This is a genomic window from Clostridium sp. MCC344 (assembly GCF_018785365.1).
GTDB lineage: Bacteria > Bacillota > Clostridia > Lachnospirales > Lachnospiraceae > Pilosibacter.
The window spans coordinates 378-17,706 of record NZ_WQPQ01000058.1 but is presented as its reverse complement, the minus strand read 5'-3'; the positions used below and the strand labels follow the sequence as shown (position 1 = coordinate 17,706).

At 48.2% G+C, this 17,329-nt stretch carries 12 protein-coding genes; 7 read left to right on the top strand and 5 right to left on the bottom strand.

The annotated features are described in order from the left end of the window. Positions 1–45: 45 nt before the first annotated feature. The 4 genes from argH to GPK90_RS13510 all read right to left on the bottom strand — a co-directional run bounded on the left by argH (position 46) and on the right by GPK90_RS13510 (position 6,348). Entirely contained in the window at positions 46–1,425 is a 1,380-nt protein-coding gene (argH, locus tag GPK90_RS13525) for an argininosuccinate lyase (protein ID WP_118298767.1), read from the bottom strand. Beyond that, positions 1,422–4,115: a YfhO family protein gene (locus GPK90_RS13520; RefSeq protein WP_215703216.1), complete on the bottom strand. Its 2,694-nt coding sequence runs from the start codon at positions 4,113–4,115 to the stop codon at positions 1,422–1,424. Before GPK90_RS13520 ends, argH begins: the two co-directional genes overlap by 4 nt. Positions 4,116–4,200: 85 nt before the next feature. After that, entirely contained in the window at positions 4,201–4,656 is a 456-nt protein-coding gene (locus GPK90_RS13515; RefSeq protein WP_215703215.1) for a GtrA family protein, read from the bottom strand. A gap of 411 nt (positions 4,657–5,067) precedes the next feature. After that, a complete protein-coding gene (locus GPK90_RS13510; RefSeq protein ID WP_118650879.1) occupies positions 5,068–6,348 on the bottom strand; it encodes an aspartate aminotransferase type Ic in 1,281 nt (426 codons plus the stop codon). Positions 6,349–6,679: 331 nt separating this feature from the next. Between GPK90_RS13510 and GPK90_RS13505 the strand changes: the two genes are divergently transcribed. The 3 genes from GPK90_RS13505 to gltS all read left to right on the top strand — a co-directional run bounded on the left by GPK90_RS13505 (position 6,680) and on the right by gltS (position 10,294). Beyond that, positions 6,680–7,975, top strand: coding sequence for an ATP-binding protein (locus GPK90_RS13505; RefSeq protein WP_215703214.1), 1,296 nt, complete (start codon positions 6,680–6,682; stop codon positions 7,973–7,975). Beyond that, a complete protein-coding gene (locus GPK90_RS13500; RefSeq protein ID WP_142412291.1) occupies positions 7,972–8,814 on the top strand; it encodes a response regulator in 843 nt (280 codons plus the stop codon). Before GPK90_RS13505 ends, GPK90_RS13500 begins: the two co-directional genes overlap by 4 nt. Positions 8,815–9,103: 289 nt before the next feature. Further along, positions 9,104–10,294: a sodium/glutamate symporter gene (gene gltS, locus GPK90_RS13495; RefSeq protein WP_215703213.1), complete on the top strand. Its 1,191-nt coding sequence runs from the start codon at positions 9,104–9,106 to the stop codon at positions 10,292–10,294. A 136-nt stretch (positions 10,295–10,430) separates the two neighbouring features. On the opposite strand, the gene GPK90_RS13490 is transcribed toward gltS, so the two are convergent. Next, a complete protein-coding gene (locus GPK90_RS13490; protein WP_215703212.1) occupies positions 10,431–11,321 on the bottom strand; it encodes a LysR family transcriptional regulator in 891 nt (296 codons plus the stop codon). A gap of 243 nt (positions 11,322–11,564) precedes the next feature. Here GPK90_RS13490 and GPK90_RS13485 point away from each other — a divergent pair, with 243 nt between their 5' ends. The 4 genes from GPK90_RS13485 (at position 11,565) to GPK90_RS13470 (ending at position 17,207) form a co-directional block, all read left to right on the top strand. Continuing rightward, a complete protein-coding gene (locus GPK90_RS13485; RefSeq protein WP_215703211.1) occupies positions 11,565–12,920 on the top strand; it encodes an MATE family efflux transporter in 1,356 nt (451 codons plus the stop codon). Between the two features lie 179 nt (positions 12,921–13,099). Continuing rightward, positions 13,100–14,626: a BCCT family transporter gene (locus tag GPK90_RS13480; RefSeq protein ID WP_215703210.1), complete on the top strand. Its 1,527-nt coding sequence runs from the start codon at positions 13,100–13,102 to the stop codon at positions 14,624–14,626. A gap of 237 nt (positions 14,627–14,863) precedes the next feature. Next, positions 14,864–16,249: a PspC-like choline-binding domain-containing protein gene (locus GPK90_RS13475; protein WP_215703209.1), complete on the top strand. Its 1,386-nt coding sequence runs from the start codon at positions 14,864–14,866 to the stop codon at positions 16,247–16,249. Between the two features lie 331 nt (positions 16,250–16,580). After that, entirely contained in the window at positions 16,581–17,207 is a 627-nt protein-coding gene (locus tag GPK90_RS13470) for a hypothetical protein (RefSeq protein ID WP_215703208.1), read from the top strand. Positions 17,208–17,329 lie beyond the last annotated feature (122 nt).

Below are 17,329 nucleotides of genomic sequence, written 5' to 3'. Positions count from 1 at the left end.
CCTGAATGATCCCATTTTGCAGGAACAGCCAGGGCCTTTCTTTTTTTATTTCTCTCCGTTCAGTTCTTTCTTATAGACCTCAATGACTTTCTTCATCGCATCCGCACCCGGAGCTCCGATTGTCACACGTTTCTCCACGCAGGTCTTCATGGAGATCGCATCGTAGATATCTTCCTCAAATACCGGGCTGATCGACTTGAACTGCTCTAAAGTCAGATCGTCAAGCGCCTTGTTCTCATCGATGCAGAGAAGGACCAGCTGTCCGATAATTCCATGTGCATCGCGGAACGGAACACCGTGGTTTACAAGGTAGTCCGCAGCGTCTGTCGCGTTTGTGAAGCCGTTCTTTGCGCTCGCCTCCATCACATCCTTGCGGAAGGTCATCGTGGATACCATTCCTGTGAAGAGTAAGAGGCAACCCTTTACGGTATCGATCGCGTCGAAGGTCAGCTCCTTGTCCTCCTGGAGGTCTTTATCGTAAGCCAGCGGGATTCCCTTCATGACCGTCAGCATGGACATCAGAGCGCCGTAGACACGCCCGGCCTTTCCGCGGATCAGCTCAGCGATATCCGGATTCTTCTTCTGCGGCATGATGCTGCTTCCGGTGCTGTAGGAATCATCCATCTCCACGAAGCGGTACTCATTGCTGTTCCAGATGATGATCTCCTCGGAGAAACGGCTCAGATGCATTGCGATCGTGGAGAGCGCAGCCAGGAGCTCGATCAGGTAATCACGGTCGGATACGGAATCCATGCTGTTTAAGGTCGGTCCGTCAAAGCCGAGAAGCTCTGCAGTGTACTCACGGTCCAGCGGATAAGTTGTCCCTGCAAGAGCGCCGGATCCCAGCGGGCAGTAATTCATGCGCTTTCTGATATCAGCGAGGCGTCCTCTGTCACGGCGGAACATCTCATAATATGCGCCGACATGGTGCGCCAGTGTTACCGGCTGTGCCTTCTGAAGGTGGGTAAAGCCCGGCATGTAAGTATGAAGATTGTCCTCCATGAGCTTTAAGAGGACCTCAAGAAGTCCCTTTAAAAGTCCGTCCATCTCGTCGATCTCGTCTCGCGTGTAGAGCTTCATATCGAGAGCAACCTGGTCGTTTCTGCTGCGGCCGGTGTGGAGTCTCTTTCCTGCATCCCCGATCCGCTCGATCAGGTTCGCCTCAACGAAAGAGTGGATATCCTCGGACTCCGTTGTGATCTTTAAGGTTCCGTTGTCGATGTCCTCGCGGATACTCTTTAAGCCTGCGATGATCGCGTCACGGTCCTCTTCTGTGAGGATCCCCTGTTTTGCGAGCATCGTCACATGCGCGATGCTGCCCGCGATATCCTGTCTGTAAAATTTCTGATCGAAGGAGATGGACTCATTAAAGTTATGTACTAACTGGTTTTCTTCCTTCGTAAATCTTCCGCCCCAAAGTTTCATAGCTGTTCCTCCGTTGTCTCTTTTCTATTATTTATAGTGTCTGTCAGATCTTCATCATCGAGATCCGGAATCTCTTCAAATTCCGGTTCTTCATCAGGATCTTCTTCCTCTTCCTGCTGCATGTTCCGGATCTGTTTCATTCTCTTTCTCGCTTCCCGGCGATCCATCTCCCTGCGCAAAAACCACAGAAGGATCAGGATCACGATGGATCCGCCTGAGATCAGACCGCCGGTCTTTAAGCCCTCCGGGAAATAGGAGAAGTCGATCACATGATCGCCGGCGCTCACATCGATAGCCAGGAATGCACCGAACGCCTTTCTCGTCTCCACCTTCTCACCATCCACTTTTACGGTCCATCCCTTATCAAACGGGATCGAGGTGAAAAGCATTCCCGCTTTCGCCGCACTCACGGTTCCGGAAAGTTTCGTATCTTTCCAGCTCGTCAGATGCATCGGGGACTGGTTCAGCCGGTCATAGACCTGGATCATCGCGTCCTCTGAGAACCGGTAGGCGATCGCATTTAACTGTTCGCCGGCCTCATCCGCCGTGAGCTTCACTTCTGCGCCCGGAGCCAGAGTTCCAAGCTCCAGAAGATATCCGCGGTCCACGTTGCTGAAGGATTTCTGTCCGGTCGGCAGTTCCGCCTTCACAGTCTTTACCTTCTTGTTCATGACGAACACATAATATTCGCCCGTCTCATCCGGTGTGAATGTGAAGGTGTTTTTATTCACCGTTCCGCCGGCATCCACCAGAACTTCATCCGCCCCGGAAACCAGGCAGAGATCATTCTGGACCTCCGCAGGATTATCCATCTCATACTGCCAGTTTTCCTCGATATCTGAAGGAAGGACAAAGCCGAGCGGCAGTGTGTAGAGATTTTCATAGAGATATGTTCCGCCGCTCTCCCTCAGATACATCATGAGCTCCGTGTTGGAGACTGCCTCGGAACAGAGTGCATATTTCACAGAAAAAATGCTGTCGACAAGCGGCGTGCTTCCAGTGATGCTGTAAGCATTTGTGGACGATTCACATCCAAGCTTCTTAAAGAACTTCGAGAGATCCGCGTTCGCCGTTGAGGAAAACAGGGATACTGACGGAAAGTTCATCCATGCCCCGTCATTCTTCGTCTTTCTCGTCTTTTTCTCCACCCGGTAGAAATCCGATGCCGGCTGCAGGGAATCCTTTAAGATCCGTACCTCCTCATTGTCGCTGGTGTAGGACTCACGGCTCGTTGTCGTCACACTCGTCACCGACATGTTGATCGAAGCCTCAACTGCGACCAGCGTCAATGCCAGGAATCCGCACACCGTCCGCTTTCCATCCTTATAGAGATACATCAGTCCGGCATAAGCCGCCAGGAAGATGATCGCCACATAGTAGACGATAAAGTGGAAATGTTCCTGTGTCACCAGCTTTTCCGCCAGCAGGACAAAGCACGCACTCCCCCAGAAGGCGATCGCGATATGCTTTTTCGGCGTCTCATCCAGATACATATACGCCCGGAAGCAGATGAACAGCATCAGGAAGATGTAGATGAAGGACTGTCTGCATGGAAGGCTGTTCGGATAGTGGAATCCATGCCAGATAAAGTTCAGCGCATTGATGGAAAAGCTCGCAAAAAAGATCAGGAGCAGTCCGCAGTAGACGGTTTTCTCCTTCACTGCGATCTTCTTACATGCGAGATACATCAAAAAGAAGAGGAATACCGCGACACCGCAGTAGATATTCGGCCAGTGGTCAAGACCGATCTCCGTCTCCACATTTCCGATGTGACGGGCGATCATGTCAAAGATCGGGAAATACGAGCTCCACGCCTTCGGGAAGTCAAAATCACCGGACGCCGTGCTCTGCAGCGCATAGATCTCCGGAAGCAGGATTCCTGCTGCCAGTCCGCCTGAGAGCAGCGAGTAAATTCCAAACCGGACGCAGCTGTCCACGTATTTTCTCACCGGCCCCGGCTTTTCCATGATCAGCAGTGCGATAAAATAAAGTACCAGGAACAGGCAGGTCATGATCGAGATATAATAGTTTGAGAGGATCGAAAGTCCGAGCGTCACACAGTAAAGCATGCCTTTCTGCTCTTTCACGAGTCTCTCAAGGCCGTATACGATCAGTGGGAACAGAAGAATGCAGTCCAGCCACATGATGTTCCAGCTGTACGCCGCCATGTATCCGGACAGGGCATAAAAGATCCCGAAGAACCCAACCCCCAGGATACAGTTCTGGCTGTGTTTCTTTAAATACCAGGCAAAGCTCAGCCCCGAAAGTCCGATCTTCAGAACAATCATGATCGTCATAAATTCGATGATAAACTTCTTCGGGCAGAGCAGGATCAGCCAGTTTAACGGGCTGGCCAGGTAGTAGGCATACAGCGCCGCGAAATTGACGCCCATTCCCACATCCCAGCTGTAAAGGAGACTTCCGCCGGTCCGCAGCTTATACTGGAACTCCGAAAAGAACGGAGCGTACTGGTGATACATATCTGTTCTCAGAAAGCACCTCTCCCCGAATGGAAAGATCCCCCTCTGAACGAAAATGCAGATCATGACGAGCACCGGGACAAAGAAGGCGATCAGAAGACCATCCCTCGGCTTTAAAAACGGCGTTGTCTGCCGCTTTTTCCTTCGATTTTCCGGACGATCCGCAGTTGGCTCATCCGGGATCGTATCGATTTCTTTTATTTCTGTCATAAAGTAAAAACTCCTCCGGCTTCATCAGCCTGTAATCATTTTTGCTTTTTCATACTCCCAACATCCGCCGGGCAGACATCGTAGATCATTTCTTTTTATCTCCTGTAAAGATCAGGATCTTGCTGAACACATAATTCAGAACAACGACCACCACGGAGATCAGCAGCTTGCAGATGAAAAACTCCATCTTCATGAGATCCACCATGATAAACAGCGCTGCCAGGTTAAATAAAAATGTCGCGATCCGGCATAAAATGAACGAGACAAATTCCTTCCATACCTTCGCCGGGTTTAAGGTGTGGCTTTCAAACACCCACCATTTGTTCGTCACAAATGCGAACAATACGGCTGCCACCCAGGCGATCGTCTGGGCCGGGACCGGATCCATCTTCCACATATAATATAGAAGATTCGAGATCGCGTAGTCGATCACCGTCGTCAGGACTCCGAAGATCAGATAAGCGATCCCTTCCCTGGCGAGACCGGACTTTTTTGTCCCCGTTTTCTGTCCGCTCTCCGGCTTCTCATTTTTTTCATTCATAAATATTTCCGTCCTTTTCCGGAATCATCGTTTTCAAAACGTTCCTCCGATTTTTTCAGGATTTCCCTATCATATTCGATAGTCTTTTTCATTTTAGTATACCAACGCAAAAAAGTAAAGGACTGACAGCCGAATTTCTAGCTGTCAGTCCTTCTTTTGTTACTTTTCACGGGTAGGAATTTTCTGAACTGAAAATTCCGTATGATACCGTTATGGTTGCGGATTTTGCCGATTCGGAATGCGAAGCATCGGCAAAATCCTGTTACAGGGCGCGGGCATGGAGTGCCCGTGTACTGTAACCTTCTTTTAAAGCGATTTGGAATGGATTTTGCTCGTAACTTGCCATGCATCCGAATGGAAGCTCCGTGGGAGGTTCCTGTAGGTATCCGGCTGCTGAACAGTTACGACGTTTTATTCTGCGAGCAGCTTCTCAACACTCACAAGTTTTACGCACACGCAGAAGATCTCTGCCGCCTGTCTGAGGTCATCCAGGGATGGGAAGGACGGCGCGATCCTGATATTGGAGTCGTGCGGATCTTTTCCGTATGGGTAAGTCGCTCCGGCACCGGTCATCACAACACCGGCCTCTTTGCACTTCGCAACGATCGCTTTCGCGCATCCGTCAAGAGAGTCGAAGGAGACAAAATATCCGCCGTTCGGTTTTGTCCACTTCCCGATCTCCAGACCGCCAAGTTCCTTATTTAAGATCTCATCGACTGCCTCAAATTTTGGTCTGAGGATCTCAGCGTGCTTAGCCATCTGCGCTTTTAAACCATCGATATTTTTAAAGAAGCGGACATGACGGAGCTGGTTGATCTTGTCATGGCTGATCATCTGGACATTCATCTGCTTCTTCAGCGCATCGATATTTGCCTTTGAAGTAGCGATCGCGGAGATTCCGGAGCCTGGGAAGCTGATCTTTGAAGTCGAACCGAATTTATATACCATGTCCGGATTTCCTGCTTTTTCACACTCAGAAAGAATGTCGAGGACATGATCCGGGTGATCCGGGTGCAGATGATGAACACAGTATGCGTTGTCCCAGTAGATACGGAAATCTTTCGCAGCCGGTTTCAGGTTTGCAAATCTTCTCACAGTCTCATCTGAGTAAGACTCACCGCTCGGGTTCGCATAAAGCGGAACGCACCAGATTCCCTTCACACTCTCGTCATTATTTACATATTTTTCAACAAGATCCATATCCGGACCTTCACCTGTCATCGGAATGTTGATCATCTCGATCCCGAAGTATTCCGTGATCGCGAAATGTCTGTCATATCCCGGGACCGGGCAGAGGAATTTCACCTTGTCAAGTCTGCACCACGGCGTACTTCCGCATACCCCGTGCGTCCAGGAACGGCTCACGGTATCGAACATCAGTGTCAGACTCGCGTTTCCGTACATCACGATATTCTCGGCCGGCGAGTCCATCATCGCACCCATGAGCTCTTTCGCCTCCTGGATCCCGGTCAGGACTCCGTAGTTTCTCACATCACCGTCCGATGTCATATAATCACTGCTGCTGTTTAAAACGTCCATCATAGGAAGAGAAAGGTCCAGCTGCTCTTTGCATGGCTTTCCCCGCGCCATATTCAGGCTGAGATTTTTTCCCTGATACTCCTTATACAGCGCTTCCAGCTGCTCCTTTAAAGACGCAAGTTCCTGTTTTGACATTTCGCGATATGGTTTCATGTCAGTTTCCTCCTCATGATTCAACGATATATTTCAGATTATCTTTTCCCTGAGCACTTATTATAATTCATTAAAACCAATATTTCAACTTATAAAATAAAGTTTTGCTTCTGTTTTTTTATTTTTTTGAACCTGACCCCATAAAAATCTTAGTCATTGCCGCCTGCAGCAGCTCCCTGTCCCCCGTTTTCAGCTCTTTCCGTGCTTCGGTCCGCGCTCCGCGAAGCAACTCCTGACCGTCTCATTGACTTTTCTTTAACAATAACGTATTATAATAAGATATAGGATGATGATTCCATCTGCTTCGAATTCTGAAAAGGAGAATGGCTTTATGACAAATAATATGCGGACGCGCGATATCCGGCGAATGATCCTGATCGGACTGATCGTTGCTCTCGTGTCCCAGCTTTACTGGAATATCTTTATAAATAATTTCCGGATCTCTTCTTCCGTGATCATACTGCCCGTTCTCCTGATGACACTTGGAAAAAGTCTTTCCACACCGCTCACCTGCGCTGTGACCGCAGTCATCGTGTTCTTCTTCCGCCTGTTTCCGGCGCTCCACAGCGGGACCAGTCTCCTCGTCTCAGCGAAAAGTGTTTTTCCGAATGCGATCTTCTATTTCTGCTACGGTATTATTTTCGTAGCCATGGTCCCGGGAAAACATACCGTCTCCTACAGCCGCCTGTTTCCGGCCGTTTTTTTTGCTGATTTCGGTTCCAACCTGGTAGAACTGTGCATTTCCGAGAGTATGTCACACTCCATGACTCCGGACAAGGCAGGATATCTCTTCCTGATCGCACTGTTCCGTACCTTTCTTGCCGGTCTGATCCTGATGGCGGAAGGTCACTACCGGACACTCTTAAAAAACGAAGAGCACGAGAACCGTTACCGCCGTCTTTTCCTTATGACAACAGGACTGAAAAATGAGATCTACTTCATGCGGAAAAATTCTGAAGAGATCGAATCCGTTATGGCAAACGCATATAAATTGTATGAGAAATTAAATGAAATGGATGTGCCAGAAGACATGAAACATATGTCTCTTGCTATCGCCCGCGATGTCCACGAGATCAAAAAGGATTATATCCGCATCATCCAGGGCATCGAGGAAGAAATTTCCGAAGAATATGACGAAAAGCAGATGAGCTTTCAGGATATCTTAAAGATCCTGGAAGACACAACTTACCATATTCTGGAAAATAAGAATGTCCATATTCAGCTGGAATTCCAGTGTTCCGATAATTTTATGACCGAAGAACACTATGAGCTGATGGCCGTTCTCAAAAATCTCGTGAATAACGCCATCGAGGCGATCGAATCTGACCGGAAATTCGGAATGATCTACATTGAGGAACATCTGACCGACGGAAATTATGTTTTCCGCGTCACCGATGATGGTCCGGGAATCTCCCCCCGTCATCTTCCGAACATCTTCAAGATGGGCTACTCGACAAAATTTGACCAGAAAACAGGAAACATTTTCCGCGGTGTCGGCCTCTATGGCGTAAAAATGACTGTGGAAGAACAATTTAAAGGAAGCATCGACGTTGAATCGGAGCAGGGGATCGGAACCACCTTCACCATCACGATTCCGGCCACTTCCCTTGTGGAGGAAACATTATGAGAATCTATATTGTAGAGGATGATCTGTCCGTCATCAATATTTTAGAGGACATCATCGAGACACAGGATCTCGGGGAAATCTGCGGAGACTGCGGCGGGGAACCGGCAAATCTCGCAGACGTGCTGCGCGCCAAGCCGGATGTCATCCTCGTTGACTTTTTCATGCCCGTTAAGGACGGTGTAGAATTCGTAAAGGAACTGCGCGCCGTCAACACCTCGATCAAGTGCATCATGATCTCCCAGGTATCTGCCAAAGAGCTGATCAGCAAAGCCTACAGCGCGGGAGTCGACTTCTTTATCAGCAAACCGATCAATCTCATTGAAGTCCGTTCCGTCTTAAAAAATGTAGAACAGCAGATCACCAACGAACGTACACTCGCAAACATCCGCCGCATGTTCATGAACGAGATCGAACATCCTGCCAAAGATGACAAGCCGAAAGCCGACAACTACGGCCGGAAATTAAAGTACATCTTAAACCGCATCGGCATGTCCGGCGAAAAAGGATGCCCGGATATCATAAAGATCTGCGAATATCTCCACGACAACCACATTCCAGTCTCCAACCTGAGCGTTGCCCAGATGTGTGAGGCTGTCAGCGACTCGCCGAAAAACATGGAGCAGCGCGTCCGCAGGACGATCGCGGCCGGAATGTCCAACATTGCCCACATGGGGATCGAGGATTTCATGAACGAGACCTACACTCTCTACTCCGGAACTTTATTCTCCTTCGAGGACGTAAAAGCGGAGATGGACTATCTCCGGGGAAAACGCACATCCGGCGGCAAGGTCAGCATCAAAAAGTTCATCGACGGGCTGATGCTGGAAGCCGAACGATAGTTTTTCATGATCCAGGTACATCTTCCGCAAAAACGGATCGTACCTGGTTTTTTCTATTTCTGATGCGTCTCTTCATTCCTCGGAAATCCACATCCGGAACAATTCCCTTTCCATCTTCACATTCCTTATATTGGAATTTTTCACATATTTTACCTTGTTGTGTATAAAAATATTGTTAAGGAATTACAAATTTTGTTAAGTAATTTTTGTAACTTTTTGTAACTTTGTGAAGTTTTTTGAAGGGACATGCTTATACTCTGTACATAAAAGGTATGGAGGTATAAAAACTATGTTACAAATCGAGCTCAACATGTATCAAGCAGTTGCAGTTGCTGCACTGGTTCTGCTTCTTGGACGTTTCCTTGTAAGCAAGATCCCATTCTTAACAAAATACTGTATTCCTGAACCGGTTGTCGGCGGCGTTGTTTACGCTGTTGTTCACCTGATTTTAAGATCCGCAGGGATCCTCGAAATCTCTTTCGACAACACATTACAGTCCTTCTTCATGACTGTATTCTTCTGTAGCGTTGGTTACACCGCATGTTTCCGTCTCTTAAAGAAGGGCGGCGTTCAGGTACTCTTATTCCTGTTAGTTTCCATTATCATGGTTGCTCTTCAGAATGGTCTTGGCGCTGTACTTGCCGGTGCTTTCCATCTCGACCCGAGACTTGGTCTTGCGGTTGGTTCCATCCCGATGGTCGGCGGACATGGTACCGCAGGCGCATTCGGACCGGTTCTTGAGGAAGCCGGTGTCGTAGGCGCTAACGCGGTTGCGATCGCATCCGCAACCTTCGGTCTTGTTGCCGGCTGTGTGATCGGCGGACCGCTCGCTTACCGTCGTATCCATTCCCTGAACTTAAAGTCCACAGAGACTGCTACCGGCAGTGATGAGGTTAAAGTTGATAAGAACGAAGTTACCGGCGCGATCGATTCCAGAAGATTCCTGGACGGCGCATTATACCTTGCAATCGCAATCGGTGCCGGCACGATCGTTTCTTTATTCCTTAACAAGTTAATGACATTCCCGAGCTACATCGGAGCAATGGTTGTTGCTGCTATCATCCGTAACGTTGTTGACGCAACCCACAAAGATATGCCGATGGAAGAGATCAGCACGATCGGAAGCTTCTCTCTTTCCTTATTCCTTGGTCTCGCAATGATGGGATTAAAGTTATGGCAGCTTGCAGAGCTTGCACTTCCGATGATCGTAATGCTTGCGGCACAGACAGTTCTCATGGCATTCTTCGCTTACTTCGTAGTATTCAACCTTCTCGGAAAGAGCTACGACGCAGCCGTTATGACATCCGGCTTCTGTGGATTTGGTATGGGTGCTACACCGAACGCTATGGCAAACATGCAGGCGATCACCGCAAAGTATGGTCCGGCTCCGACCGCATACTTCGTAGTGCCGTTAGTAGGAAGTCTGTTCATCGATTTCTTCAATGCACTTATTATTACGACATTTATGAACTTCCTGTAAGATCCAATTTTGGATTATAAATTGTAACTCTTGAAAAAGGGCCCGCACCGGAATCCTGGGGTATGTTCCGATGGCTGGGCCCTTTTTCCTGTCTGAAATTTAATTATAAATTTTTCTGAGAGACCAGGATCTCTTCTTATCTTCCTGAAAACAACTCTATCCCATCGATCATCTGCAGTTCTTCTCTCACACACTGAAAAAATCTTCGAATCTGATCATCCATCCGGTTCTCTTTTGTGAGTCCATAGATCGTCATGTCCTCCGGTCCGCCTTCCATCGGACAGATCCACACGTCTTGTCTCTTGAATCGCCTTGCAACAAGAAGCGGGATCACCGCCCATTTTTTTCCATTCAGAAAATATTCCAGAAATTCCATCTTATCCGCTGTGAGACTCGGATTTGCATCCGGCGGAAACCATCGGCTGTGCCAGATATCATATTCCGGATTCCACGGCAGCCGGATCTGTTCTTCCGGATCCAGCATATCCGGAGTCACTCGCCCCGTTTCTCTCCAGCTCTCACCACCGGCAAACACAAACGGCTCCCTGAACACAGGGAACGGAACTGTTCTTCTGGAATTTAAAAAATCCGAGACCAGAGCCACATCAACACTTCCATTTTCCACATACCCATAAATGTCAGAAGAACGCCCCGTCTTAAATTCAATGCTGCAGGTGTCCCGATCGGACATCATTTTTTTTAATACAGCCGGCATCAGATAAAAAGCAATGCTGTTCACTGTGCTGACCCGCAGAAGCGGACTTTTCTTTCTTCTCGGTATCTCCTCCGCCTCCCTGTAAAGTGTCAACAGGCGTTCCGCGACCGGAACGAATTCTTTTCCATTCTCTGTAAGTTCCACGCTTCTCTGACCGCGTCCACGCTCAAAAAGGCTGTATCCCAGTTCCTCTTCCATCGATTTCATTCTGCGGCTCATAGCCGGCTGTGTGATAAAAAGCCGTTCTGCCGCTGCTGAGATACTGCCATACTGGAGAACTGCCAGGAATGCCTCCAACTCCGTTTTTGTCATAATGATCTCCGTTTTCTCCGATTTTCTTTACTGCAAATATTTTATCCTGTTCAAAATATATCATTTTGATTATATTTTACTTTTTAATTATTCATTTTTCAATTAATATTTTCTGTGATACACTGATTTCTGTGAAGGTACTGAACCATCAGATTTGGCACCAGCCGGAGCAGCGCATAGAATTTGGAGTACGCAGTGCGGAATATCCGGTATCAGAAGATTATATTTCAGGAGTACATAACCATGAACCAGACCTCTTTACTTTCCGGCAATATCCGACAGCAGATCTTAACCCTCGCCGTTCCACTGCTGCTTGGAAACATTTTACAACAGCTTTACAACACTGCCGACTCACTGATCGTGGGCAGATTTCTCGGCACCAACGCCTTTGCCTCTGTGGGAATATCCGGCAGTCTTATGAACCTTTTTATCTTCATTCTCGACGGCTTCTGCGCCGGGATCACGGTAATCCTCGGTCAGTTCTACGGAAGCGGTGACAGAAAAAAATACCGCGAGGAAGTCTTCACCGCCCTTCTTCTCGGCATGATCATCGCCCTTATCATCAGCGGTGTGTGTACCGTCTTTCTGAATCCGATCTTAAACCTGATCCACACCCCGGACGAACTCATTCCTTACGCTGAATCCTACCTTTTCATTATCCTCGCAGGGCTTCCTTTTACCTGTCTTTATAACCTTTTATCCGGAATCCTGCGGTCTATCGGCAACACCAGAGTTGCCCTGTCTTTTCTCGCTGCCGCCATCACAATGAACATTGCTCTGGACTTTCTCCTTATCGGCATTCTGAGACTTGGAACCGGCGGTGCTGCCGCGGCCACGATCCTGTCACAGTTTTTCTCCGCAATCTGCTGTTTTCTGTATCTGCGGGATACTTATCCGGGACTGCTCTGCCGCAGAGAAGATATTGGAGCTCATAAGGATCTTATGATCCACACTCTGCGCTACGGTCTCATCTCGGCGCTTCAGGCCTCCAGCCTGTATATCGGAAAGATTCTCGTTCAGGGCAGTGTCAATACACTCGGAACACCGGGAATCGCCGCCTATACGGCAGCGACCCGCATTGAGGGATTCGCGAATTCCTTCGGTGACAGCGGAGGAAATGCGGTCTCCGTCATGGTCTCCCAGAATCTTGGGGCCGGAAATCATGACCGGGTGAAAAAAAGTCTATTCTGGGGGCTGATGTTAAACTGGGCGGTCTGCGTGGTGATCTCCCTTTTCATGTTCTTTGGTTCCGATCCTGCACTCCGGCTGTTTTTGAGTTCTTCAGACAAACTGGCTCTCTATTACGGAAATAGTTATATAAGGCTGATCTCTGTTTTCTATATATTCTGCTTTACAGGAAGTGCTTACATGGGATACTTTAAAGGACAGGGTTACATGGTCATCGCCTTCTGCGGAACAACCCTACACATTATTTTCCGTGCGATCTGTTCCGCCATCATGATCGGAAAGATGGGGCTCACCGCGGTTGCTCTCTTTTCCGGTCTCGGCTGGATACTCTGTGTGACATTCCTGACGGTCAATTTTATCCGGATCGCAGGGCAAAACTCAAACATTCCATCCTCCCATGATCCGAACTGACGCTGAGTCCTTGTTCCCGTGCAGGGAGGCAGGCAAGTTCTGAACTGAAAATGTTGTATAATACAGTGGCCGTGGCAGAATCATATCATTTCCCCCTTGCATTCTCTCTCCTGCAGTGCTATAATGTTCAATATCTTGATAAATATTTAATTTTTGAACATCATAGGAGGTTTCAAATTATGAGTTCCAAAAATTCCGAAACACCATTAAAAGATCGGATCGACTGGATCACTGTGATCGTACCGTTTCTTGCGATCCTGGCGCTCTGCGTCTGCTTTATCATGATGCCGGACGCGTCAAAGAGCGTTCTCGACACGATCCGCTTTATCCTAGGCGACACCTTCGGCCTGTTCTACCTGGCAGTCGGCCTCTTCGTCTTCCTGCTCTCCCTGTTTCTGGCTTTCTCCAGGTTTGGAAATATCCGCCTCGGAAAGCCGGATGAGAAGCCGAAATACCCGCTCTTCGTGTGGGCCAGCATGATGTTCACCTCCGGCCTCGCCGCTGACATCCTGTTCTACTCCTTCTGTGAGTGGATCCTCTACGCCAACGACCCGCATATCTCCGAGATGGGCTCTATGCAGACCTGGTCCAGCACCTACCCGCTCTTCCACTGGGGTCCGATCCCGTGGGCGTTCTACCTGGTGCTCGCCGTGTGCTTCGGCTTCATGCTTCATGTCCGCGGATGCCATAAGCAGAAATACTCTGAGGCATGCCGCGCACTTCTCGGAAACAAAGTCGATGGACTCCCGGGAAAACTGATCGATCTCCTCGCCCTCTTCGCCCTGCTCGCGGGGACAACGACGACCTTCGCACTGGCAACTCCGTTAATGTCCCAGGTCCTCACGACCCTGTTCCATCTTCCGTCCTCGAAATGGATCACGATCGCGATCCTGGCCGTCACCTGCGTCTTTTATACATACGCCCTGCTGCACGGCATGAAGGGGATCTCCCTGCTTGCAAAGTCCTGCATGTATCTGTTCTTTGCCCTGCTCGCATATGTGCTGTTCCTCGGCGGAGAGACACGGTATATTCTGGAGACAGGCTTTGCGGCTGTCGGAAATCTTGCTCAGAATTTCCTCGGCCTCGCAACCTTCACAGACCCGCAGCGGACCACTTCCTTTCCGCAGACATGGACGATCTTCTACTGGGCCTACTGGATGGTGTGGTGCGTGGCATCTCCGTTCTTTATCGGATCCATCTCCCGCGGAAGAACGGTGCGGCAGACGATCCTCGGCGGATATGCCTGCAGCGTCAGCGCTACATTCTTAAGCTTTATCATTTTAGGAAACTACAGTCTCGGACTTCAGGTAAGCGGAAAGTTAGACGTTATGGCGATCTATGCCGCCGGCAGCGATCTCTACACAACGATCATCGCCATCATCCAGACACTGCCGCTTGCACCGTTTGTCCTTGTGCTTTTAATCGTTGCCATGGTGGCCTTCTATGCTACCAGCTTTGACTCCATCGCCCTTGTAGCCTCCTCCTACACATACCGCCAGATCACCGGTGACGAGGAGCCGCACAATGCAGTAAAAGCCTTCTGGGCGATCCTGTTGATCCTGCTGCCCATGGCACTTGTATTTTCCGACAGCTCCATGGCAAACCTGCAGAGTGTCTCCATCATTGCAGCGTTTCCGGTAGCGTTTGTGATCCTGCTGATCATCGCAAGCTTCTTAAAGGACGCGTCGGATTACCTGAAATCATAAAATAGGAACTACGAAACGTACGGATCGATCACTTTCATCATAAAGTTTGATCCGTACTTTTTTCTTAAACAATTTGTAATTCCCCTGCCACACATTTACCACAAGTTGAAGGGAAAATACCATTGTCATAAATCGGAATTCTGGTATAATAGAATATGTAAACAATTTGAGAATTTTCAGCAGCCGTGAAAACAACGATCTGGCTGCTGTTACAATTTCTATGAGGAGGAAAATTAAATGAGAAAGAAAAATTTCTGCCTGGCAGTACTTTCCGCATCCGCAATTCTCGCTCTGGGTGCTTCATTCAGTTCTTTTGCTGCCTGGAAGTCCATAAACAGTGAATGGGTCTATACTGACAATAACGGCAACAACGTGACAAGCGCATGGAGAACCGACAACGGCGAATCCTATTACCTCGGTGAGGACGGCTATATGATCCGCAACACTCTTCTTGAGGACAACGGAAACTACTACTACTTAAGAAACGGCGGCCAGATGTTAAAGAACGGCTGGCGCTTCCTTGAGAACCCGAGCTGGCAGGGCGACGATAAAGTCGGCGACGCAAGCTGGTACTACTTCGATAACAATGGACGTGCGCTCCGCACGACCGGTGACAGCGTAAAGATCGCTGATATCGGCGGAAAGAAGTATGCGTTTGATATGTATGGAAGAATGCTCACAGGCTGGATCACAGCTGCAGGTGAGAATATTTCCGATGATTCCGACTGGGCAACGGCTACATACTACGGTGACGCAGAAGGCGACGGAAGCCTCGTTACAAACGCATGGGTATACATCAGCGTAAAAGATGACGACAATGAAGACGATGAAGAGCCGACTTACCACTTCTACTTTGCTTCCAACGGTAAAAAGACGGTAAGCACAGAGAAAACGATCGGCAACGTGAAGTACACCTTTGACGACAGAGGCGTTGCACAGGATTCCTGGGTACATGACAGCAATAAAGACACCTGGAAATACTACGGCAACGAAGACGAACCGAAGCTTCATACTGGTTGGTTCGAAGCAGTTCCGCCGAAGGATTTAAACAGTAGTGATCATGAAAGCGACACCACACATTGGTACTATGCAAACTCCAAAGGCGAGATTACAAGAAAAGAGTGCAAGACGATCGACGGAAAATCCTACCTCTTCAATAATGAAGGTGAGATGGTAACCGGTCTCAGGATCTTATACTATGAAGATGGTAAATATACTTCCTACTCCGGTGAAGTAGATTCTGTTGATACTATTAAGAATATGAATTCCAACACTCAGAAGCTTGTTTACTTCGAATCCAGTGGTGCTGCAAAGACAGGAACAACCACGATCTCCCTTGATGGTACTTCCTACACCTTCAGCTTCAGATCCAACGGTTCTCCGAGAGGCGTCGGCGAAACAGGTATTTCCGATGGATACATTTATGTAAATGGTCTCCGTCTGACTGCTGATGAAGATTCTAAATATGGAGTTGTAACTTACAAAGATGCCCAGTACCTCGTCAATGAAAAAGGTACGATCCAGAAGAACAAGAAAAACATCAAAGACGCAGATGACAACTACTACTGCACCGATAAATCCGGTATCGTAACCTACGGACCGGAAGCAGATAAGAAATCATGATCTTCTGATTTTTCCTAGTCCTTCATAACAAAAAAAGCACAGGTGATGCGATTACGATCCGGTAATTGCATCACCTGTTTTTGATTATATTTTCATAAAATAAACCATTCTTTTGACTCACCTCTGCCACACTTTCCTCACGTTTCACCGCAAAGTCTTCACATGTTAATCACATTTCCCTGATATACTTAATATGTCAAAAGGAAATAAAAACCAACGGAAAACTGACCGGCACTCTTTAAAATACTCACATTCACATTTTGTAACTGTCCGTAATATTCACGGGTACCGCAGTTCTACCGGATCAAAATCATCAAATACAGGAGGTTTCATGATGAAAAAGAAATTTATGACTCTCGCACTTACCGCAGCTATGGCTGCTTCCATGGGAATGACCGCTTTTGCAGGACAGTGGGTTCAGAACACGACCGGCTGGTGGTGGCAGGAAGACAATGGTTCCTACCCGGTATCCCAGTGGAAATGGCTTGACGGAAATAAGGACGGGATCTACGAGTGCTATGCCTTCGATTCCAACGGATATATCTATACAAATACAACAACTCCGGATGGCTACACCGTCAATGCGGACGGTGCCTGGATGATCGGCAACTCTGTACAGTTAAAGTACCAGAAAGATATGGACAGCCAGAATAACTCCGGCAACGCTTCTGATAACAACCAGAGCACTTCCTCCGACGATTCCACCGTCTACACAAACGAGGATATGGTCGGAACCTTCATGACAAATGACGAGAACAGAGAAGATTACTTCGAGCTCATGGTCGGTGCAGGAGATTCCATCGCAGCTTTCTACTATGACAACGACGGTGACACCCATATCTACAATTTTGCGAAATCCAGTGATACAAAATATCGTGACTCCTCCAATTCCCGCAATATGACGATTGTGGACTACGATACTATTATTGTAAACGATAAGACCTACATCAGAGAATAATCCTACCACTATTTGTGATACCTTCATAAAAATTTCATACTCCCAAAAATCCGGTTCAGATCCTGAGCCGGATTTTTACGTTTTATGTTTCTCCTATAAGTGCCTTTTTTAACAATAATCAA

Coding starts and splice junctions, on each gene's coding strand:
- argH (WP_118298767.1), bottom strand. CDS start 1,425: ATGAAACTTTGGGGCGGAAGATTTACGAAGGAAGAAAACCAGTTAGTA.
- GPK90_RS13520 (WP_215703216.1), bottom strand. CDS start 4,115: ATGACAGAAATAAAAGAAATCGATACGATCCCGGATGAGCCAACTGCG.
- GPK90_RS13515 (WP_215703215.1), bottom strand. CDS start 4,656: ATGAATGAAAAAAATGAGAAGCCGGAGAGCGGACAGAAAACGGGGACA.
- GPK90_RS13510 (WP_118650879.1), bottom strand. CDS start 6,348: ATGAAACCATATCGCGAAATGTCAAAACAGGAACTTGCGTCTTTAAAG.
- GPK90_RS13505 (WP_215703214.1), top strand. CDS start 6,680: ATGACAAATAATATGCGGACGCGCGATATCCGGCGAATGATCCTGATC.
- GPK90_RS13500 (WP_142412291.1), top strand. CDS start 7,972: ATGAGAATCTATATTGTAGAGGATGATCTGTCCGTCATCAATATTTTA.
- gltS (WP_215703213.1), top strand. CDS start 9,104: ATGTTACAAATCGAGCTCAACATGTATCAAGCAGTTGCAGTTGCTGCA.
- GPK90_RS13490 (WP_215703212.1), bottom strand. CDS start 11,321: ATGACAAAAACGGAGTTGGAGGCATTCCTGGCAGTTCTCCAGTATGGC.
- GPK90_RS13485 (WP_215703211.1), top strand. CDS start 11,565: ATGAACCAGACCTCTTTACTTTCCGGCAATATCCGACAGCAGATCTTA.
- GPK90_RS13480 (WP_215703210.1), top strand. CDS start 13,100: ATGAGTTCCAAAAATTCCGAAACACCATTAAAAGATCGGATCGACTGG.
- GPK90_RS13475 (WP_215703209.1), top strand. CDS start 14,864: ATGAGAAAGAAAAATTTCTGCCTGGCAGTACTTTCCGCATCCGCAATT.
- GPK90_RS13470 (WP_215703208.1), top strand. CDS start 16,581: ATGATGAAAAAGAAATTTATGACTCTCGCACTTACCGCAGCTATGGCT.